Raw genomic sequence first — 19149 nt, 5'->3', positions numbered from 1 at the left:
TGGGCCGGTGCTTTCCGGTCAGTCCTCCTCGGTGGCGGTCTCGGCGGTCTCGGCGGTCTCGGGGCCGACCAGGGCCTGCATCAGGTCGACCGCACTGCCTTCGTGATCACTGCCTGCGGTGCCGCTGCCCGTCTGGAGGTTGCCGGCGCGGTCGACCTCGAGGATCGAGTCCGCGTGGCTGTTGTCGACGACGGTGACCAGCGGTCCGGTCGCCGCCGCGGGCGCGGCGGCGACCCCGAGGAGGGCCGCCGCGACCGCCGCGGCCGTCCGCAGGCGGGGTGCCGTACGGGTCACACGCCCACGCCCTCGGGCACGTGCCGGTCCCGGGCGATGTTGCGTTCCAGCAGGCTCGTGGACGCCCGCACGCCGACGCCGCGCGTGACGTCGAGCTCCGGCAGCCGGCCGTCGGCCGCCCGCAGCCCGGTGAGCGCCGCGTCCATCGCCTCGTGCGCCGCGAACAGGCACGGGGTGCTGTAGATCGCCACGTCCACGCCGAGGTCGGACAGCTCGCCCAGCGACAGCCGGGGCGACTTGCCGCCCGCGATCTGGTTGAACAGCAGTGGCTTGTCCCCGACGACCTCGCGGATGCGCCGGATCCAGGCCACGCTGCGCACACCGTCCACGAGCACCACGTCGGCGTCGGTCGCGGCGAGCCGTTCGGCCCGGTGCAGGATGTCGTGCTCGTCCGTGGCGTCCGTGCGCGCCACGACGACCAGGTCCTGCCGGGTCGCGAGGACCTGCTCCAGCTTCTCCAGGTACTCCTCGAGCGGCAGCACCTGCTTGCCGTCGGCGTGCCCGCAGCGCCGGGGCCGCTTCTGGTCCTCCAGGATCACCCCGGAGGCGCCGATCCGCTCCAGCTGCTCGACGACGTGGCAGGCGACCTCCGGGTCCACGTAGCCGTCGTCGATGTCCACCAGCAGATGGTGGTGCGGGAACGCGCCCCGCAGTCGCTGCACGAACGCGACCATGTCGGGCCAGGCGATGAAGCCGATGTCCGGCAGCCCGTAGTACGAGGCCGCGAAGCCGAAGCCGGAGACGAACATCCCGTCGTAGTGGCTGGCCGCGATCGATGCCGAGTACATGTCGTACACGCCGATCAACGGGGTCGTCTCCGGCCCGGCGATCTGCTCGCGCAGCTTCTTTCCGTACGTCACCGTGTGGCTCCTCCTGTGAGGGGTCTTTACCAAGACAGGAGGATCTCCACATATCCGCGTGACGCTGACCATACGCGCTCTTTACTCACCTCAATGGCGCAGCCGGTTCACCGGAGAAACGTCACTCGTGGTGGGTGACCCAGTCGATCCCGCCCCGCAGATGAGCCAGGAAGCGCTGGTCACGGTAGGCGTCGGAGGCGTGCCCGAGGGCGGTGTAGAAGACGCGGCCCGCACCGTGCCCGTGGCACCAGGCGAGGGGGTGGTCCTCACCCATGCCCCCACCTTCGTAGGACGACTCGTCCGCGCGTACGAGCACTCGTACGGCCCCGCGCGGGTTGGTGCGGAAGTCGTACCACTCGTCGCTCACCTCCCACACGGCGGGCAGGTGCCGGGTGGCCGGGTGGTCCGGGTCCTCGACGACGGCCCGGCCCGGCTGGAACGGCGGATGGCTGTCGAAGCGGGCGCCCAGGAGCGTGCCGAAGTACGGCCACCCGTACTCGGTGCAGGCGGCGGCGTGCACACCGGCGAAGCCGCCGCCCGACTCCACGTATCCGGCGAGGCGTTCACGGCCGGCGGGGGTCAGGACCTCACCGCTGGTGGAGAGGAACACGACGGCCGCGTAGCCGTCCAGGGGCGCTTCGAGGGCGGCCGGGTCCTCGGTGGCGTCCACGGCGTAGCCGTCGAGGGAGCGCACGGCGGCGACGGCGTCCGGGATGGAGTCGTGCCGGTAGTCGGTGGTGCGGGAGTACACGAGAAGACGAGGGGGCATGGCAGCTGACCCTATGGGGACCGCGCGGGCGCGGCGTGTCGGGGGAAAGCCTTGAACGCGGGGGCCGGCGCGGCCTAGCCTCGGCCGGAATGAACGCCATTCCCCCGCATCTCGACCATCTAGTGCTCGCGACGCCCGATCTCGCCGCGACCGTCGCCGACTTCACCCGGCGGACGGGGGTGGCGCCCGCGCCCGGCGGTGTCCACGTCGGGCTCGGCACGCGCAACCACCTGGTGTCGCTGGGCGGCCGCAGCTATCTGGAGATCATCGGGCCGGACCCGGAGCAGACGGACGTCTCCGGGCCCCGGCCCTTCGGCGTGGAACTGCTCGCCGGTGCGCGGACGGTGACCTGGGCGATCGCCACGGCCGACGTGGACGCGGCGGTCGAACGGGCGCGTGCGCGGGGGTACGACCCCGGGCCCGCGCACGCGATGAGCCGGCGCACACCCGACGGCACGCTGCTGGAGTGGCGGCTGACCGACGGGACGGACGCGCACCCCTCGGGCCTGGTCCCGTTCCTCATCGACTGGGGCGGCTCGCTCCACCCGGCCGCCTCGGGCCTGCCGGTCACGCCCCTGCTGTCGGTGGCGGCGACCGCCCCCGACCCGGAGGAGCTCCGGCCCCTGCTCGCGGCCCTCGGCACGGAACTGGACCTCGCCCCCGGACCGGTCGGCGTCACGTTCACGGTGGACACCGCGCACGGCCCGGTGACGTTCGGCTGAGAGGCGGAGGCGGGGCGGGGTGGGGCAGGGGAGTCGGCGGTCGGGTCCGGCGTCCGATTCGTTCAAGACCCCGGGATCGCACCCCGCCTACGGTGACGGCATGACCACACCACGATGTGCCGTGATCGGACTGATCAGCGCCGACCTGACCGCCACGCTCGCCTTCTACCGCCGCCTCGGACTCGTCTTCCCCGACGGCGCCGAGGAGTTGCCGCACGTCGAGGCGGAACTGCCCGGCGGGCTGACCCTCGCGCTGGACACCGAGGACACCATCCGCTCCTTCCACCCCGGCTGGCACCCGCCGACCGGGGCGGGCCGCGTCTCGCTCGCCTTCCGGTGCGGCTCGCCCGCCGAAGTGGACACCCGGTACGAGGAGTTGGTCGCCGCTGGCCACCGGGGCGAGCTGAAGCCCTGGAACGCCGTGTGGGGCCAGCGCTACGCGACGGTCCTGGACCCCGACGGCAACGGCGTCGACCTGTTCGCCCCGCTAGCCGACACGGAGTAGCCCGCCCGGTGTCGTTCCCGCCAGCTCCCGTACGTCGCGGGTCAGATGGGGCTGGTCCGCGTACCCGGCCAGGGTCGCCGTCTCGGCGAGGGGCAGGCCGGAGCGGGCCAGTGCCAGGGCGTGTTGCAGTCGCAGGATCCGGGCGAGGGTCTTCGGGCCGTACCCGAAGGCGTGCAGACAGCGGCGGTGCAACTGGCGCGCGCCGATGGAGAGTTCGGCGGCGACGGCGGCGACCGGACGGCCCGCCCCGAGGGCGGCGACCAGATGCCGCAGGGCCGGGTCGGGGGCCGGGGCGCGCTCCAGCGCGATCTCTTCGAGGGCGGTCGTCGGCTCCTCCGCCGCGTCGACCCGATCGCGCAGCCCGCGGACCTCGGCGGCGGGCCACAGGTCGGACAGGTCCACCCGCCGGTTGAGCAGTTCGTGCGCCGGCACACCCAGCAGGGCGGGCGCGGCGCCCGGGTGCAGGCGCAGTCCCGCCCAGCGCCGCGCCGGTCCCTCGGGGACGTACGGCCGGGTGTCCGGCCCGGCGACCAGCAGCCGCCCCTCGCTCCACAGCAGGTCCATGCACCCGTCGGGCAGCACCGCCCGCGCGTCGGACCCGTCGGCGTCCCGACGCCACACCACGGCTCCGCGCACCCGCGAGGACCACTCCTCGTACACGCCCCCAGGCTACGCCGCACCGGCTGCCGGGGAGCCGTCGGCGCTTCAGGAGGGCCGGTCCTCCAGGAGGGTCGTCGTGAGGTGGTCCGCGAAGTCCTCCGGGTGTTCCAGGACGCCCAGATGACCGCCGGGGAACTCCGTGAAGCCGGCGCCGAGCCGGCCGGCGAGGGCCTTCGCCGTGCGGTGCAGCACCTGGCCCGCGGAGTCGGCGCCCGCCGCCACGGTGAGGTGCGGGGACGCGGGGCGCGCGGGCGGGACGTACGCCGTGAACGGGCGCAGCACCCGCGCCACGAACACCCCGATCGGCGTCGCCGAATCGCCCTCGTACGGGCGTTGCCGACCCCCGTCCAGCGAGTCGACCAGGGTCTGCCGCTCCCGCTCGCCGTCCGGCAGCAGCGTGACGCACGGCGGTTCGTGGGCGACCACGTGCGCCAGGCGCTCCGGGTGGCGCACCGCGAGGTCCAGCGCGGCGATGCCGCCGGAACTGGTGCCGAAGACGTACGCGGCCCCGTCCGCCGGGAGCACCGCCTCCAGCACCTGGCGCGCCCCCTCGCTCCAGTCCGCCACCCGCTGCTCGGGGACGGGCGGTCCGAGGCGGCCGTGCGCGAGTCCGAGCGGGTCGTACGTCACCACCGTGAACCGTTCGGCCAGCCGCTCCGTGACCGGCCCGAACCCCATGGGGTGCCCCGCACCCCCCGGAACCACCAGCAGCACGGGCCCCTGCCCGGTGACGTCGTAGTACGGCGGCTCGCTCATGGTGCTCCCTGCTCCTCGCGCGCGCTCCGGCCGGCCCCCGCGCGTCGCACGGCGGGGCCCGGGGCGGCAGCCTGGCACATCACCGGCCCGGCCGGCCGGTCTTTTTCCTTCGTGGCTCCGCCCTCCGGCCGCGCCCGTAATGTGGCCCGGTGACACACGAGGCGCGGCGCGCGGACGGGCGGACCGGGGCCGGTGGGGACACGGCCCGATCCCTGTGGCGGCAGCGGGACTTCGGGGTCTTCTGGGCCGCGCAGACCCTCTCCGTGCTGGGCGACTCCTTCGCCCTGGTCGCCCTGCCCCTGCTGGTTCTGGAGGCCACCGGCTCGGTCGCCCGGATGGGGCTGCTGACCGCCGTCGGCGGCGCCGCCTCCGTGCTCGCGGCCGTGTTCGCCGGGACGGTCGTGGACCGGGTGGACCGGCGGCGGCTGCTCATCGGCTGCGACCTGGCGCGCATGGCGCTCTACGGGCTGATCCCGCTGGTGTGGCTCGCCGGGCCGCGCCTGTGGCTGCTCTACGTCGTGCTGCCGGTGTGCGAGGCGATCGGCATGCTGTTCGCCGTCGGGTACGTCACCGTCGTCCGCGGACTCGTCGGCACCGCCCGGCTCACCGAGGCCAACGGCCGGCTGAACGCCACCGCCGCTGCCGCAGGGGTGCTCGGACCGCTCGGCGCCGGGGTGGTGGCCGGCTGGGCGGGGCCGACCGCCGCGATCGGCGTGGACGCGGCGAGCTTCGGCGTCTCCGCGCTCTGCCTGCTCCTCGTACGGCTGCGGGAACGCGCCGGCGACGGCCGGCCGGCCCCGCGCGCCGGACTGTGGCGCGACCTGCGCACCGGCGTCGGCTTCCTGTACCGGCACCCGGTGCTGCGCGCCCTCACCGTGCTGCTCTTCCTGTTCAGCTTCCTCACCCTCGGCCTCACCGACCTGGTCATCTACCACGTCAAGCACGACCTCGGGCACGACGACGGCACCGTCGGCACGGTGCTGGCGGTCGGCGCTCTCGGCACGGTCGCGGGCTCCCTCCTCGTCGCCCGGGTCCGCCGCCGCCTCGGCTTCGGGCCGACCTGGATCTGCGCGGTCGCGCTGTCCGGCCTCGCCTTCGCGGGCCTCGGCGGGCTCCGTCCCGTACCGGCGGTCGCGGCCCTGAGCGCCGTCTACCTGGCCTGCGTGGCGATGGCGGGCACCTGCTCCATGTCGCTGCGCCAGGAGATCACCCCCGAACACCTCCTCGGCCGGGTCACCTCCGCCTTCTGGACCCTCCAGTACTCGGCGGCCCCCGTCGGCGCCGCCGTCCTCACCTGGGCCGCCGAACACGAGGGCACCACACCCGTGGCCCTCGTCGCGGGCGGCTGCTGCGTCCTCGTCGCGGCGGCCGGCCTGGGCACCGCGATCCGCCGGTCCTGACCGCCCCGACCGCCCGCCCGCGCCCCCGCATCCCCCGTGAGAGCTACCCGGGGTGTCCACCCGGCGGGGATTTCCGGCGGCCCGTCGCTCCCTAGCGTTCCCGGTGGGTCGCCCGGCCGGGCGACCGCGGAACCAGGAGGTCGGAATGGGCGTGGAGTCGGGCACCCGGGACGAGGGACGGCTGCGGCGGATCGTGGGGGCGCCGCTGGGCTGGATGCTGGTGGGACTCGTCGCGGTCGGACTGGTGTCGGGGCCGACCGCCGGCGGACCCGGAGTGGTGGCGCTGCTCGGCGCGGGCGCCTGCCTCCTCGTGTACCGGGCGGTCATGCGGTACGTCGCCCGGCGCGACACACCGGAGATCGCACGGACCGGCGCCCGCCGCGAGGCACTGCTCGGCGTCGGTCTCGGCAGCGCCTTCGTGCTCGGCTCCACCCTGGTGCTGACCGTGTTCGGCGGCTACTCCTTCTCCTCGGGCGGCCACGGCTTCTTCGCCGTCGTCCGGTCCGCCGTCACCGTGTCGGCCGCCGCCGCGATCGGCGAGGAGCTGATGTTCCGCGGACTGGCCCTGCAAGCCCTTGAACAGCAGTACGGTAGCCGCGCCGCCCTCGCGATCACCGCGCTGTTCTTCGGCGGCGCCCATCTGTTCAACCCCGGAGCCACCGTGTGGAGTTCCCTCGCCATCGCCCTGGAGGCGGGCCTGCTGCTCGGCGCGGCGTTCCTGTGGCGGCGCAGCATCTGGTTCGTGGCGGGCTTCCACTTCGCCTGGAACGCCCTCGAACAGCTCCTCGGCATCCCGGTCTCCGGCCACACCGCCCCCGGACTGCTCACCGCCCGGCTGCACGGCCCCGACCTGCTGACCGGCGGCCGGTTCGGCCTGGAGGCCTCGCTCGTGCCCGTCGTCGTCTGCGTCCTGCTCGCCGTCCCGATGCTCGCCCGCGCCCGCCGCGCCGGTCGGCTCACCGCCCGCCGCACCGCCGCCTGAGCGAAGGGAACCCCCACGTGAACGCCCTGCTCGCGCTGCGGCGGGCCCCGCTCGACCGCTGGCGGGAACGCACCGCCCCCGTCCAGGACGGCATCCTCACCGCGGCCCTCACCGTCCTGGCGTTCGTGCCCGCGCTGTCCACCATCGGCGCCCAGATCGGCGATCTGAACACCCGTCAGGACGACGCGGTGGGCATCGCCCTGGCCCTGGCGCAGACCCTGCCGCTCGTGCTCCGGCGGCGCCGGCCCGACGTCTGCCTCGCGGTCGTCGGGGCCGCGTTCGCCGTCCACCAGTCGCTCGGCTGTCCGACGACGTTCGCGAGCACGGGACTGTACGCGGCGCTCTACGCGGCCGGCGCCCACCAGCCCTCACGGCGGCGCCCGCTGGCCGCCGCCGCGACCGCCGGGTACGCGGTCCTCGCCGCCGTCCTGCACCACCTCGGCTCGCCCCAGCGGCCGGTGGACTACCTCGCCTTCTGCGCGAGCCTCGTCGTGTGCTGGCTGGCCGGGACCGCGGTGCGCCGCTGGCGGGCGGAGGAGGCCGAACGGCGGTGGCTGGCCGCCGAGGTGGCGACCGCCGCCGAACGGGCCCGCATCGCCCGCGAGTTGCACGACGTCGTCACCCACCACGTCACCGCCATGGTGGTCCAGGCCGACGCCGCCCAGTTCCTCCTCACCACGGCGCCCGACCGGGCCGGCGAGTCCCTGACCGCGGTCAGCGGCACCGGCCGCCGCGCCCTCACCGAACTCCGCCAGCTGCTCGGGGTGCTGGAGGCCACCGGCGACGCGGCCGCCGCCCGCGCCGACCGCGGTCCCGCCCTCGGCAGGATCGGCGACCTGGTGGAACAGGCCCGGCTGTCCGGCCAGCCCGTCGAGTTCACCGAGGAGGGCGAGCGCCGCCCGCAGCCCGTGGACGTCGAACTCGCCGCCTACCGCGTGGTGCAGGAGGCCCTCACCAACGCGCTGAAGTACGCCACCGGACGACCCACCGGCGTCCTCGTCCGACACGGCGCCACCCGTGTCGAGATCCGGGTGACCACGGAGGGACCCGCGATGCCGCACCGGCCCGGTCTCTCGGGCGGGCGCGGCCTTGGCGGGCTGCGCGAACGGCTGCGCATGCTCGATGGTGAACTGGACGCCGGACCCCGGCCCGACGGCGGGTTCGGCGTCCACGCCCGCATCCCCGTCCAGCCCCTCCAGGAGTGACCCATGACCGACTCGCCGCCGCCGATCCGGGTCCTGGTCTGCGACGACCAGGCACTCGTGCGCGCCGGCTACGTCACCATCTTCTCCGCCCAGCCCGACATGGAGGTCGTCGGCGAGGCGGCCAACGGGTACGAGGCGGTCGAGGCCGCGCTCCGGCTGCGCCCCGACGTGATCGTCATGGACATCCGGATGCCCCTGGTCGACGGCATCGAGGCCACCCGGCGGCTGGCCGGCCCCGACGCCGTGGCACCGCCGAAGGTCCTGGTCGTGACCACCTTCAACGTCGACGCCCAGGTGTACGACGCCCTGCGCGCCGGCGCCAGCGGCTTCCTCCTCAAGGACGCGCCGCCGGCCGAACTCGTCGGCGGCATCCGCACGGTGGCCCGCGGCGAGTCCCTGCTGTCGCCCGCCGTCACCCGCGGACTGATCGGACACTTCGCGGAACGGCTGCGCCCGGCCGACGCCTCCCGCCCGGCCCGGGAGGACGTCGTACGGGCGCTGACCCCCCGGGAACTGGAGGTGCTCGCGCTCATCGCCGAGGGCCTGTCGAACGCGGAGATCGCCGCGGGCCTGTTCATCACGCCCGAGACCGTCAAGACGTACGTCTCCCGCATCCTGGCCAAGCTCCACCTGCGCGACCGCGTCCAGGCGGTGGTGCTCGCCCACCGGGTGGGGCTGGTCGCCACCACCGACTGAGCGCCGCCGTCCGGGCGGGCGCGGTCAGCCGGCCGCCGTGAACAGGAAGGCGAACGCGGCCGGTTCGGCGCGCAGGTGGTAGCGGGGGAGCGGGCCGGGGCCGCAGGACTGGGAGCCGATGCCGTGCTGGCCGTGGTCCAGGTTCACCCACACCGTGTCGCCGGGCACCAGGTCGGTGCGGTGCGCCGCCGCGTCCAGCCGCTCGCTCGTCCAGCGGCGGGCGGTGAACCAGAACTCCGGGTCGCCGTCGATCCGCAGCCCGCCCAGCTCCGCCCACCGAACGTCCGCGCGGGCGCCGTTCTCCTGCGGCCGTACGTACGGCGTCTGGAGCGCGTCCACGGTGGACTCCCAACGCCCGAGCCGCGAGGCCGACTTCGTGTCCGGGTAGCCCTCGCCGGGACCGCCGCCGTACCAGCGCACCCGGTCCGCCTCCGTGAGCCCGAAGCGGATGCCGAGCCGGGGCAGCGGCAGCGTCCAGTCACCCCGCGGGGTCACCGACACGGCCAGCCTCAGCCGGTCGCCGTCGGCGCTCCACCGGTACACCGTGTCCAGGGCGACGTCCCGGGCGGCCGGCGCCACCCGGGTCCGTACCGTCAGCGTGTCCTCGCCGGTCTCGACCGCGTCGAGACGGTGGCGCATCCGGTGCAGACCGAGCTTGCGCCACAGCACCCCGTGGCGGGCGTCCGGCTGCCAGGGCGCCCCGTCGTCGTTGTCGGTGGTCGCCCGCCACACGTCAAGACGCAGCCCCGTCACGGCCACGTCGCCGATCGTCCGCAGCTCACCCGTGCGGGGGTCGAAGGAGGCCGGGCCCACGGTGATCGCCCGCTCGCCCCGCACCGGACCGCCGGAAGCGGTGAACCGCGGCAACCGCCGCCGCGCGAGGGGGAACTGACCCCACGCGACCTCGTGCCCCTCCGGCGCCCACGCGGTGTCCGCCGCGAGCAGCGCCCGCACGGTCCACCGGGTCTCCGCGCCGTCGGGCGCGTCCACGGGGGGCTCCGGCAGCTTCAGCTCCGCCGACTCGCCGGGGCCCAGCACCGGCACCGGGAGGGTGCCCGAGCCCACCGGCTCGCCGTCCACCTCGTACGACCAGACGAAGGCGTACGCCGAGAGCCCCGCGAAGTCCTGCCGGTTGACGACCCGGACCGCGCCGTCCCGGGGCTCGAAGCGCACCGGCTCGATCACCTTCTTGTACTCGATCAGCCCCGGGGACGGCCGCCGGTCCGGGAACACCAGCCCGTCGCAGACGAAGTTGCCGTCGTGCAGCTCCTCCCCGAAGTCACCGCCGTACGCGAAGCCGAACCGCTCGTGCGCGATGCCGTGGTCGATCCACTCCCAGACGAACCCGCCCTGGACCCGCTCGTACGACTCGAAGATCCGCTGGTAGTCGGCGAGTCCGCCCGGCCCGTTGCCCATGGCGTGCCCGTACTCGCAGAGGACGAACGGCAGTTCACGGCGCCTGCCGGGCCCGCCGTCCAGGCCCCGGCCGATCCGCTCGACCTCGGCGTGCCGGGCGTACATCCGCGAATACACGTCCGTGTCACGGCAGTTGCGGTCGCCCTCGTAGTGCACCAGCCGCGCGGGGTCCCGGCCGTGGATCCACTCGGCCATCGCGGTCAGCCCGCGCCCGGTGCCCGCCTCGTTGCCGAGCGACCAGATCACCACCGACGGGTGGTTCTTGTCCCGCTCGACCATCCGGGCGGCACGGTCGAGCAGGGCCGGGGTCCAGCGGTCGTCGTCGACCGGGTTGTCCCGCCACTTCTGCTCGGTGAAGCCGTGGGTCTCCAGATCGCACTCGTCGATCACCCACATCCCCAGCTCGTCGCAGAGCGCCAGGAACGCCGGGTGCGGCGGATAGTGCGACGTGCGCACGGCGTTGAGGTTGTGCCGCTTCATCAGCAGCACGTCCTCCCGCATCGTCCCCAGGTCCAGGGCCCGCCCCCGCTCCGGATGCCACTCGTGCCGGTTGACTCCCTTGAACAGCACCGCCCGGCCGTTCACCCGGATCAGCCCGTCGGCCAGCTCCACCGTGCGGAATCCGATCCGCAGCGGCACCCGCTCGCCGCCGGTGTCGAGCACCCCGTCGTACAGCCGGGGCGTCTCCGCCGTCCACGGTTCGACCGGCACCGTCACCTCCTCCCCGGTCGCCACGTCGACGTCCAGCTCCGGCACGGTCACCCGGCCGGGCACCTCCGAGTCGACGCGCAGCGTGCCCTCGCCCTCCGCGTGGTCGTAGGAGGCGTGCACGAAGAAGTCGCCGGCCGCGTCCGCCGGGCGGTGCAGCAGGGTGACGTCGCGGAAGACACCGGGCAGCCACCACTGGTCCTGGTCCTCCAGGTACGAGCCCGCCGACCACTGATGCACCCGGACGGCCAGCACGTTCCCGGTGGGCCTGAGCAGCGGTCCGACCGCGAACTCGTGGGGCAGCCGCGAGCCCTTGAACTCGCCCAGCTCCGTGCCGTTCAGCCACACGCGGGCGCAGGACTCGACGCCGTCGAAGCGCAGCAGCGCGCCGCCGCCGTCCGGCCAGTCCTTGGGGAGGTCGAAGATGCGCAGATGGTCGCCGGTCGGGTTCTCGGTGGGGACGCGCGGCGGGTCGACCGGGAAGGGGTAGAGGTGGTTGGTGTAGATGGGGGAGCCGTGGCCCTGGAGGACCCAGTGGCCGGGGACGTCGACCTCGGCCCAGCCGGAGGCGTCGTGTCCGGGCTCGGCGAACGAATCGTCCTCGGCGTCCGCGGTCGCCGACAACCGGAACCGCCAACGACCGTTGAGGGAGAGGGACCTGGCGTCCGACTCGGCGTACCAGGCACGCGGCGGCAGCGCTCCGGAGCCGGGGGAGACGTTCTCCACGTAGTCGACGGGGGTCGAGGGCGAGGGCGGAGTGGGGGCGGAGGCGGCGGGTGAGGGTGAGGCCGAGCTGGACGCCGAGGGCGGGGTGGGCGCGGCGGAGACGGGGACGGACGCGGTGGTGGTGGGTGCGGAGGTGGGGGTGCGGTGGGGCATCGGACTCCTAGCTCGGCCTGTGACACGGACGGGATCGGCGGGGGCCGGGACGAGCGGGCGGTGGTCGGCGTGAGCGGGCGATGGTCGGCGTGCGGGTGGTGAGCGGGAGGAGCGGGCGCGGTCGGCGTGAGCGGGTGGTGAGCGGGAGGAGCGGGCGGTGGTCGGCAATAGCGGGTGGTCAGCGGGAGAAGCGGGCGGTGGTCGGCGGTGGGTGCCGGGATGAGCGGGCGGTGGTCGGTGGGAGTGGTGGGGTGATCGGAGCGGCGTCGGTGGTGTGGGTGGTGTCGGTCCAGGGTTCGGTACTCGGGCGGTGGGTCAGGTGACGGCGCGGCTGCGGGGCGCGGGGGTCCTCCGTACGGGCGGGTCCAGCGCCCCCTCCAGGGCGAACGTGGCCGCGCCGAGCGACACCGGGTCGGTGGGGATGGGCGAGAGGACGATCTCCGTGGCGGCAAGGGGTCTGCGCAGCGCGCGCCGGGCGACGGCCGCCCGCACCTCGGCGAGCAGCGGCGCACCGAGCCGGGCCGCCACCCAGCTGCTCAGCACGACCACCTCCGGGTTGAGGAGGTTGATCAGGTCGGCGATGCCCGCGCCCAGACAGCGGGCCGTCTCCCGGACGACCTCGACCGCCACGGGATCGTGGGCGGCGACCCCGCGGGCCAGCGCGTCGATCGTGGCGGTCTGGTCGTGCGGGTGCAACAGCGGGCTGTCCGGGCCGATCTCGCGCAGATGGCGCATGATGCCGGGCGCACCGACATAGGTCTCCACACAGCCCCGGTTGCCGCAGTGGCACGGCCGGCCGTCCAGCACCAGCGTCGTGTGGCCCCACTCGCCCGCGCTGTTGGTGACCCCGCGGTGCAGCCCGCCGCCCAGCGCGAGACCGGCCCCCACCCCGGTGCCGAGGTTGACCACCACGGCGTCCCCGCGCCCGCGCGCCGCACCGAACCACAGCTCGGCGACGGTGCAGGCGCGCAGCGGGTTGTCCAAGTACAGCGGATACGGCAGGTGTTCGGCGAGCAGGGCGAGCAACGGCACATCGCGCCAGCCCCAGTTGGCCGCGTACACGGCGACGCCGGTGGCCCGGTCCACCTGCCCCGGCACGCTCACCCCGACACCGAGCACCCGCGCCGGTCCGGCCCGCGCCACCACCGAGCGGACACCGGCGACGACCCGGTCGACCACCTGCTCGGGACGGCCCCGGCCCGGCCGCATCTCCTCGTCGGCGCGGGCCAGCGGGCCCAACCCCAGGTCGAACAGGTCGACATGGACGTAGGTCTCCGCGACGTCGACACCGATCAGCGCCCCGCCGGAGGCGTTGACCGCCACGAGGCCGCGCGGCCGGCCGCCCGCCGAGTCCTCGAAGCCGACCTCCGTGATCATGCCGAGGTCGAGCAGTTCCCCGACGAGCGTGGCGACGGTGGCCAGGCTCAGCCCGGTCGTGGCGGCCAGTCGGGGGCGGGACGTGGGCGACTCGGCGATGATCTGCCGCAGCACCTCGTAGCGGTTCGCCGTGCGGATGTCGCGTGACGTGCGCTTCACGGAGCTGCCCCTCCCTGCCCCCGGGCCGTGCCGGGGCGACGTCCGCACCGGCGCGCGGCGTCAGGCTAAGTGCCGCGGGAGGCTTCCGACAAGGGTTGGGAAAGGGGTCCGAAAAGGTCGTACGGCCCTTGCGCGGCGGGCTCAGGCGCCGAGCGCGTCCCGGACGAAGGCGTTGGTGAACTTCCCCTTCGGGTCGAGGGACTTGGCCACCTCCAGGAAGTCGCCCAGCCGCGGGTAGCGCCCGCGCAGCACCTGGGCCGGCACGGTGAACACCTTCCCCCAGTGCGGACGCGGATCGAACGGATCGAGCGCCGCCTCCAGCCGGCCCACCACCGGCAGCACCGCGGCGGTGTCGTCGACCCAGGTGAAGTGAAGCGCCACCGAGTCCCGGCCGTGCGCCGGGCCGAGCCACTGCGGATCGGCGGCGATCGTGCGGACCTCGCAGGTCTGGAGCACCGGGGCGATGTGCCCGCGGATCGCGTCGAGGGCGTCGAGCGCGGCCACGGCGGAGGAGCGCGGCAGCAGGTACTCGGACTGGAGTTCGTCACCGCTGCTCGGCGTGAACTCCGCCCGGAAGTGCGGCAGTCGCTCGTGCCAGGGCCCCGGCACCCCGAACTGCTCGGTGCAGTTGCCCGCGGGCATGCCGGGCACCGGGTGCATCGCCTCCGTCGCGGGCGCGGCCCACGGGAAGTCCACCGGGGCCCGGTCCGTGCGCCGCTTCAGCCACACCTGCCGGAAGCCCGGCTCCCGCCAGTCCGTGAACAGGCTCACGCTGTACGCCGACGCCGCCACCGTCTCGAAGTCCAGTCCCGCGAGCGGCAGTTCGGTGAACACCGACTGCTCCACCTCGAAGGCGGGCTCCAGGTCGAGGGTGAGCGCGGTGACCACGCCCAGTGCGCCCAGCGAGGTCACGGCGCCGTCGAAACGGGCGTCGCCGCGGGCGATCGTCACCGTCGAGCCGTCCGCCGTGACCAGCTCCACCTCGCGCACCGGCGCGGCCAGCGGGCCGTTGCCCACACCGGAGCCGTGGGTGCCGGTCGCCACCGAGCCGGCCACCGAGATGTGCGGCAGGGACGCCATGTTCGGCAGGGCGAGCCCGTGCCCGTGCACCGTGCGGGCCAGCTCCGCGTACCGGACGCCGCCCGCGACCCGTACCGTACGGGCCTCGGTGTCCACGTCGATCACCTCCGGCAGGCCGGCGATCGACACCAGGGCGCCGTCGGCGCCGGGGTCGGCGATCTCGTTGAAGGAGTGGCCGCTGCCCAGCACCCGGACGCGGGTGGCACCGGCGACGAGGGCGCGCAGCTCGTCCGTCGTACGCGGACGGTGGAACGCACCGGCCGTGTAGGTGATGTTGCGCGCCCAGTTGGTGACCGTCTCCGACATTCCTGCCGTCCCTCCAGGTGAATACGTGTCCATTGACCCTCTTGTCCGCCGCCCCCTAGCGTAGAGAACGGTTGCTGTCCGCAGCTCACCGAGCCGGGAGGTCATGTCCTTGCCCGAGCGTCCGCGCGCGCTGTTCGCCATGACGAAGCGGAACATTCCACATCTTTTTCCCGCCGGGGTGATGGACCGGCTGCGGGCGTGCGTGGACATCGATCCCACGACGGTGGCGGAGGACCTCTCCGACCCGGCGGTCCGTGCGGCGCTCGCCAGGACCGAGGTGCTGATCACCGGGTGGGGCGCCCCCGTGCTCGACGAGGCCGCGCTGGCGGCGGCGCCGAGGCTGCGGGCGGTGCTGCACGCGGCCGGCTCGGTGAAGGCGTTCACCACGGACGCGGTGTGGCGGCGCGGGATCGCGGTCTCGTCGGCCGCGGCGGCGAACGCGGTGCCGGTGGCCGAGTACACCCTCGCGATGATCCTGCTGACCGGGAAGGACGCGCTCGCGCGGGGCGGCCCCGGCCGGGACGCCGTGGCGCCCGGCGTCGGGAACCTCGGGCGCCGGGTCGGTGTCGTCGGGGCGTCCCGGGTCGGCCGCCGACTGCTGGAGCTGCTGCGCCCGTTCGACCTGCGGGTGAGTCTGGCCGATCCCTACGTGGACGCGGCCGAGGCGGACCGGCTGGGGGTACGGCTGCTGCCGCTGGACGAGCTGCTGCGGGACAGCGACGTGGTCACCCTGCACGCCCCGGACACGGCCGAGACACGGCATCTGATCGGGGCGCGCGAGCTGGCGCTGATGCCCACGGGGGCGGTGCTCATCAACACGGCGCGCGGGGCGCTGCTGGACCACGGGGCGCTGATCGCTCAGCTGCGCGCGGGGCGCCTGACGGCGGTCCTCGACGTCACCGACCCCGAGCCCCTGCCGCCCGACTCGCCCCTCCGCACACTCCCCAACGTCCACCTCACCCCCCACGTCGCCGGTTCCCAGGGCAACGAACTGGCCCGCCTCGGCACGCTGGTCGCACAGGAGGCGGAACGCCTCACGACGGGCCGGCCCCTCACCCACGCCATAACCCCGGAAACCCTGCCCAGAACAGCGTGAGGAGCCGCGCCGGGCGTGAGTCGTGTCACGGCTCGGCCCTCCCGCGGGGACCCGGTACCGTCCCTTCCGCCCCGGGGGCATACCGTGAGGAGTCGTACGTCCGAACCGGGAGGAGACACGGGATGGGCAGCCGTACCGCGCTGGTCGAGGATCTGATGGAGCGGTTCCCGCACGTGCCGCGGGAAGCCGTCTTCAAGGAGGACCTGCTCCGGGGCGGCATGGCCTTCGACCCGTCCGCGCTGAGCGACAACGAGGGCGGCGAGGTCAAGCCGAAGTCGTACTTCATCTTCTCCTTCGACCACGGCACCCTGCCGGAACTGGGCGAGGCCGCGCTGCGCCGCCCGCCGGAGGAGATCGTCCTCACCGGAGGGCCGTACGGACTGCGCCGCACCGTCGTCTCCGTACGGGTGAACCCGTCCTCGCCCTACCGCGTCGCCGCGAGCGAGGACGGTGTGCTCGGCCTCTACCTCGACGGCGCCCGCGTCGCCGACGTCGGCGTGCCGCCGATGCCCGAGTACTACCGGCACAAGCTCGCCGGCGGCAAGTCCGTCATGGAGGTGGCCCCGACCATCCAGTGGGGCTACCTGATCTATCTGACGGTCTTCCGGGTCTGCCAGTACTTCGGCGCCAAGGAGGAGTGCCAGTACTGCGACATCAACCACAACTGGCGCCAGCACAAGGCCGCGGGACGCCCCTACACCGGGGTGAAGGACGTCGAGGAGGTGCTGGAGGCCCTGGAGATCATCAACCGGTACGACACGGCCGGCACGTCCACCGCCTACACCCTCACCGGCGGCGCGATCACCAAGACGGTCGGCGGACGCGACGAGGCCGACTTCTACGGCCACTACGCCAAGGCCATCGAGGAGCGCTTCCCCGGCCGCTGGATCGGCAAGGTCGTCGCCCAGGCCCTGCCCCGCGACGACGTCCAGCGGTTCAAGGACTACGGCGTGCAGATCTACCACCCCAACTACGAGGTGTGGGACCGGCGGCTGTTCGAGCTGTACTGCCCCGGCAAGGAGCGCTACGTCGGCCGCGACGAGTGGCACCGGCGCATCCTCGACTCCGCCGAGGTCTTCGGCGCGCGCAACGTCATCCCCAACTTCGTCGCCGGCGTCGAGATGGCCGAGCCGTTCGGCTTCACCACTGTCGACGAGGCCATCGCCTCCACCACCGAGGGCCTGCGCTTCTTCATGTCGCACGGCATCACGCCCCGCTTCACCACCTGGTGCCCCGAGCCCACGACCCCGCTCGGCAAGGCCAACCCCCAGGGCGCGCCGCTGGAGTACCACATCCGGCTGCTGGAGGCGTACCGCTCCACGATGGAGGACTTCGGCCTCTCCTCGCCCCCCGGCTACGGCCCGCCCGGACCCGGCCGCGCGGTCTTCTCCGTCAGCTCCTTCATGGACAGCCTGCCCGCGGACGAGACCGCGGCCGTCTGACCGGCCCGCCGGGCCCACGGCACACCCCGGGCGCCGCCCTCCGTCACCTGTGAATACGGGAAGGGGGCGGCGCCCCGCCGTGTCCGCCCGGTAACGTGGCGGCGTTTGCCGATGACGGACTACCGCGTGCGACCGGGTGTTCGACCGTCCGTCACCGTATTCGCATATGCCGCTTGTCAGTTGTGTCCAAGACGTGAAAAGCTCGGGCACCGCCGCGAGGTTGCCCCCAACTCAACCGCCACTATGGTGAGTTGGCCTCGACCCTGGATGCAGGAGTCCGATGCCCGACCTGCCGCCCCCTCGGAACGCCGCCGAGGCCGAGTTGTTCACCGAGGGCTGGGACGCGGTGCTCTCGTACGCGGACCTGTGCACCTCCGGCGCCGAGACTGCCAATGAACTGGCCGCGGAGGCCTTCGCGCTCGGCATGCGCGAGGCCCGCGCCGCCGCGTCCGCCCACGTACGGGGCACCGGCCGGCGCACTCCCCGGCTGCCGATGATCCCCCGGCTGCTCACCGCCGTACGCTCCACCGCCGCCGCCTGGGAGGCCGGCGGCGTCGGCCACAAGCTCGACCCCGACCTGCGGCTCTGGCTCAACTCCGAGCGCGCCGCCCACTTCACCGGCCCGCCCCTGCTGCGCCCCGTCGCCCTGCGCGGACTGCGCGACATGCAGGAGGCCGACGCGTCACTGCTGTGGCTGGCCGAGGTCGAGGCGCTGCCGCTGCCCGCCGTCGCCCGCCGCCTCGGCCTCGACCCGGCCGCCGCCGCGCAGGAACTCGACCAGGTGCGCGCCCTGTTCCGCGACCGCTGCCACCGCGCCCACGTCGACACCCCGATGGACGCGACCTGCCGCAGCTACGTCCGGCTCCTGGACGCCGTCACCCGCTCGCCCGCCACCGACACCCCCGACGACCTCTCCAGGCACCTCGCCACCTGTGTGCGCTGCGCCGAGGCCGCCGCCTGTCTGCGGCTGCACGGCGGCGGACTGCCCGCCGCCCTGGCCGGCGGGGTGATCGGCTGGGGCGGCCTCGCCTACCTCGAACGCCGGCGCCGGGCCGCCGAGGTCCGCCTCGGCGCGGGCCGGCCCGACACGGCCGCGGACCCGGACGGCGATCCGCGCGAGGGCCGGGCAAGGCACCGGATGCTGCGCGGCGGCCTGCTCGCCACCGCCGTCCTGCTGTCGGCCCTCGCGCTCGGCGTGTCGATGATGCCGTTCGGCTCCGGCCCTGCCGACGAGGGCACCGCCGCCCACGACGACAGCCGCCCGGTCGCGGACCCCGCCCCCGTCCCACCGTCCGCCCACGCCTCGCCGTCCGCCCACGCCTCGCCGCCCACGGCCACCAGCCGTCCCGAACGCGGCCCGTCGCCCACGCCCAAGGCGTCCGAGAGCTCCCACGACAACCCCGACCCGGAACCCCAGGGCTCCTCCTCGTCCGCCCCCGACCCCGCCACCCCGCGGGCCCCGGCCCCGGCGCGCAGCGCGGCACCCACCTGCCGGGTCGAGTACGACCTCACCGACCAGTGGACCGACGGCTTCCAGTCCACGGTCACCGTCCACACCACGAAGGCCCTCTCCGACTGGCAGCTCGCCTGGTCCTTCCGCGACGGCCAGCGTGTCGGCCAGATGTGGGACGCCACGGCCGGCCAGAACGGCACCCGGGTCACGGCCTCCGACGCCGGCTACAACGCCACCGTCGCCGCCGGCGCCGACCTCACCTTCGGCTTCCTGGCCACCTGGCACACCCGCAACTCCGCGCCCTACGACTTCACCCTCAACGGCACGCCCTGCACGACGTCCTGACCGGCGGCCCCCCCCGCGGTCGTGACGCTCGCGCGGGCG

Annotated in this window: 17 protein-coding genes; 9 read left to right on the top strand and 8 right to left on the bottom strand. The window is 74.3% G+C overall.

Annotated elements, in window-relative coordinates:
* Positions 1-18 precede the first annotated feature (18 nt).
* From AB0F77_RS12995 to AB0F77_RS12985, 3 genes are all read right to left on the bottom strand, one after another.
* A complete protein-coding gene (locus AB0F77_RS12995; RefSeq protein ID WP_361946087.1) occupies positions 19-294 on the bottom strand; it encodes a hypothetical protein in 276 nt (91 codons plus the stop codon).
* Positions 291-1154: an isocitrate lyase/PEP mutase family protein gene (locus AB0F77_RS12990; protein WP_361946084.1), complete on the bottom strand. Its 864-nt coding sequence runs from the start codon at positions 1152-1154 to the stop codon at positions 291-293. Before AB0F77_RS12990 ends, AB0F77_RS12995 begins: the two co-directional genes overlap by 4 nt.
* Positions 1155-1275: 121 nt before the next feature.
* Positions 1276-1923, bottom strand: a complete 648-nt coding sequence (locus AB0F77_RS12985; protein ID WP_361946081.1) for a ThuA domain-containing protein — start codon at positions 1921-1923, stop codon at positions 1276-1278.
* 89 nt (positions 1924-2012) lie between these two features.
* On the opposite strand from AB0F77_RS12985, the gene AB0F77_RS12980 reads away from it, so the two are divergent.
* Both AB0F77_RS12980 and AB0F77_RS12975 read left to right on the top strand, forming a co-directional pair.
* Positions 2013-2645 carry a VOC family protein gene (locus AB0F77_RS12980; RefSeq protein WP_361946078.1) on the top strand — a complete coding sequence of 211 codons (633 nt, stop codon included), beginning with the start codon at positions 2013-2015 and terminating at the stop codon, positions 2643-2645.
* 100 nt (positions 2646-2745) lie between these two features.
* Positions 2746-3150: a VOC family protein gene (locus tag AB0F77_RS12975; RefSeq protein ID WP_361946075.1), complete on the top strand. Its 405-nt coding sequence runs from the start codon at positions 2746-2748 to the stop codon at positions 3148-3150.
* Here the strand turns inward: AB0F77_RS12975 and AB0F77_RS12970 are convergent.
* Both AB0F77_RS12970 and AB0F77_RS12965 read right to left on the bottom strand, forming a co-directional pair.
* Positions 3133-3810, bottom strand: a complete 678-nt coding sequence (locus tag AB0F77_RS12970; protein WP_361946072.1) for a helix-turn-helix transcriptional regulator — start codon at positions 3808-3810, stop codon at positions 3133-3135. The two genes, AB0F77_RS12975 and AB0F77_RS12970, sit on opposite strands and share 18 nt — an antisense overlap.
* Before the next feature lie 45 nt (positions 3811-3855).
* On the bottom strand, positions 3856-4566 hold the full coding sequence (locus tag AB0F77_RS12965; protein WP_361946069.1) for an alpha/beta fold hydrolase: 711 nt from the start codon (positions 4564-4566) through the stop codon (positions 3856-3858).
* Positions 4567-4715: 149 nt separating this feature from the next.
* Between AB0F77_RS12965 and AB0F77_RS12960 the strand changes: the two genes are divergently transcribed.
* The 4 genes from AB0F77_RS12960 (at position 4716) to AB0F77_RS12945 (ending at position 8849) form a co-directional block, all read left to right on the top strand.
* Positions 4716-5966: an MFS transporter gene (locus tag AB0F77_RS12960; protein WP_361946066.1), complete on the top strand. Its 1251-nt coding sequence runs from the start codon at positions 4716-4718 to the stop codon at positions 5964-5966.
* A gap of 145 nt (positions 5967-6111) precedes the next feature.
* Positions 6112-6948 (top strand): CPBP family intramembrane glutamic endopeptidase, encoded by an 837-nt coding sequence (locus tag AB0F77_RS12955; RefSeq protein WP_361946063.1) that lies wholly within the window; start codon positions 6112-6114, stop codon positions 6946-6948.
* A 17-nt stretch (positions 6949-6965) separates the two neighbouring features.
* Positions 6966-8153 (top strand): histidine kinase, encoded by a 1188-nt coding sequence (locus AB0F77_RS12950; protein WP_361946060.1) that lies wholly within the window; start codon positions 6966-6968, stop codon positions 8151-8153.
* Positions 8154-8156: 3 nt separating this feature from the next.
* Positions 8157-8849: a response regulator transcription factor gene (locus AB0F77_RS12945; protein ID WP_361946057.1), complete on the top strand. Its 693-nt coding sequence runs from the start codon at positions 8157-8159 to the stop codon at positions 8847-8849.
* 24 nt (positions 8850-8873) lie between these two features.
* On the opposite strand, the gene AB0F77_RS12940 is transcribed toward AB0F77_RS12945, so the two are convergent.
* The 3 genes from AB0F77_RS12940 to AB0F77_RS12930 form a co-directional block, all read right to left on the bottom strand.
* On the bottom strand, positions 8874-11852 hold the full coding sequence (locus AB0F77_RS12940) for a glycoside hydrolase family 2 TIM barrel-domain containing protein (RefSeq protein ID WP_361946054.1): 2979 nt from the start codon (positions 11850-11852) through the stop codon (positions 8874-8876).
* A 315-nt stretch (positions 11853-12167) separates the two neighbouring features.
* The gene (locus AB0F77_RS12935) at positions 12168-13388 is read right to left on the bottom strand and encodes an ROK family transcriptional regulator (RefSeq protein WP_361946051.1); all 1221 of its coding nucleotides are present in this window, start codon (positions 13386-13388) and stop codon (positions 12168-12170) included.
* 141 nt (positions 13389-13529) lie between these two features.
* Positions 13530-14774 carry an FAD-binding protein gene (locus AB0F77_RS12930; RefSeq protein WP_361946049.1) on the bottom strand — a complete coding sequence of 415 codons (1245 nt, stop codon included), beginning with the start codon at positions 14772-14774 and terminating at the stop codon, positions 13530-13532.
* Positions 14775-14883: 109 nt separating this feature from the next.
* Between AB0F77_RS12930 and AB0F77_RS12925 the strand changes: the two genes are divergently transcribed.
* The 3 genes from AB0F77_RS12925 (at position 14884) to AB0F77_RS12915 (ending at position 19110) form a co-directional block, all read left to right on the top strand.
* Positions 14884-15870, top strand: coding sequence for a hydroxyacid dehydrogenase (locus AB0F77_RS12925; RefSeq protein WP_361946495.1), 987 nt, complete (start codon positions 14884-14886; stop codon positions 15868-15870).
* Positions 15871-15992: 122 nt separating this feature from the next.
* Entirely contained in the window at positions 15993-17312 is a 1320-nt protein-coding gene (locus AB0F77_RS12920) for a radical SAM protein (protein ID WP_361946046.1), read from the top strand.
* A gap of 280 nt (positions 17313-17592) precedes the next feature.
* Positions 17593-19110 (top strand): cellulose-binding domain-containing protein, encoded by a 1518-nt coding sequence (locus AB0F77_RS12915; RefSeq protein ID WP_361946043.1) that lies wholly within the window; start codon positions 17593-17595, stop codon positions 19108-19110.
* Positions 19111-19149: the final 39 nt, after the last annotated feature.

Origin of the sequence: Streptomyces sp. NPDC026672 (assembly GCF_040638185.1) — a bacterium.
Taxonomy (GTDB): domain Bacteria; phylum Actinomycetota; class Actinomycetes; order Streptomycetales; family Streptomycetaceae; genus Streptomyces.
This window is presented reverse-complemented; position numbering and strand designations above follow the sequence as displayed.

What these genes read in the sequence shown, in the direction of transcription:
- AB0F77_RS12985 (WP_361946081.1), bottom strand. Translation starts at nt 1,923, where the DNA reads ATGCCCCCTCGTCTTCTCGTGTACTCCCGCACCACCGACTACCGGCAC.
- AB0F77_RS12980 (WP_361946078.1), top strand. Translation starts at nt 2,013, where the DNA reads ATGAACGCCATTCCCCCGCATCTCGACCATCTAGTGCTCGCGACGCCC.
- AB0F77_RS12975 (WP_361946075.1), top strand. Translation starts at nt 2,746, where the DNA reads ATGACCACACCACGATGTGCCGTGATCGGACTGATCAGCGCCGACCTG.
- AB0F77_RS12965 (WP_361946069.1), bottom strand. Translation starts at nt 4,566, where the DNA reads ATGAGCGAGCCGCCGTACTACGACGTCACCGGGCAGGGGCCCGTGCTG.
- AB0F77_RS12955 (WP_361946063.1), top strand. Translation starts at nt 6,112, where the DNA reads ATGGGCGTGGAGTCGGGCACCCGGGACGAGGGACGGCTGCGGCGGATC.
- AB0F77_RS12945 (WP_361946057.1), top strand. Translation starts at nt 8,157, where the DNA reads ATGACCGACTCGCCGCCGCCGATCCGGGTCCTGGTCTGCGACGACCAG.
- AB0F77_RS12940 (WP_361946054.1), bottom strand. Translation starts at nt 11,852, where the DNA reads ATGCCCCACCGCACCCCCACCTCCGCACCCACCACCACCGCGTCCGTC.
- AB0F77_RS12930 (WP_361946049.1), bottom strand. Translation starts at nt 14,774, where the DNA reads ATGTCGGAGACGGTCACCAACTGGGCGCGCAACATCACCTACACGGCC.
- AB0F77_RS12920 (WP_361946046.1), top strand. Translation starts at nt 15,993, where the DNA reads ATGGGCAGCCGTACCGCGCTGGTCGAGGATCTGATGGAGCGGTTCCCG.
- AB0F77_RS12915 (WP_361946043.1), top strand. Translation starts at nt 17,593, where the DNA reads ATGCCCGACCTGCCGCCCCCTCGGAACGCCGCCGAGGCCGAGTTGTTC.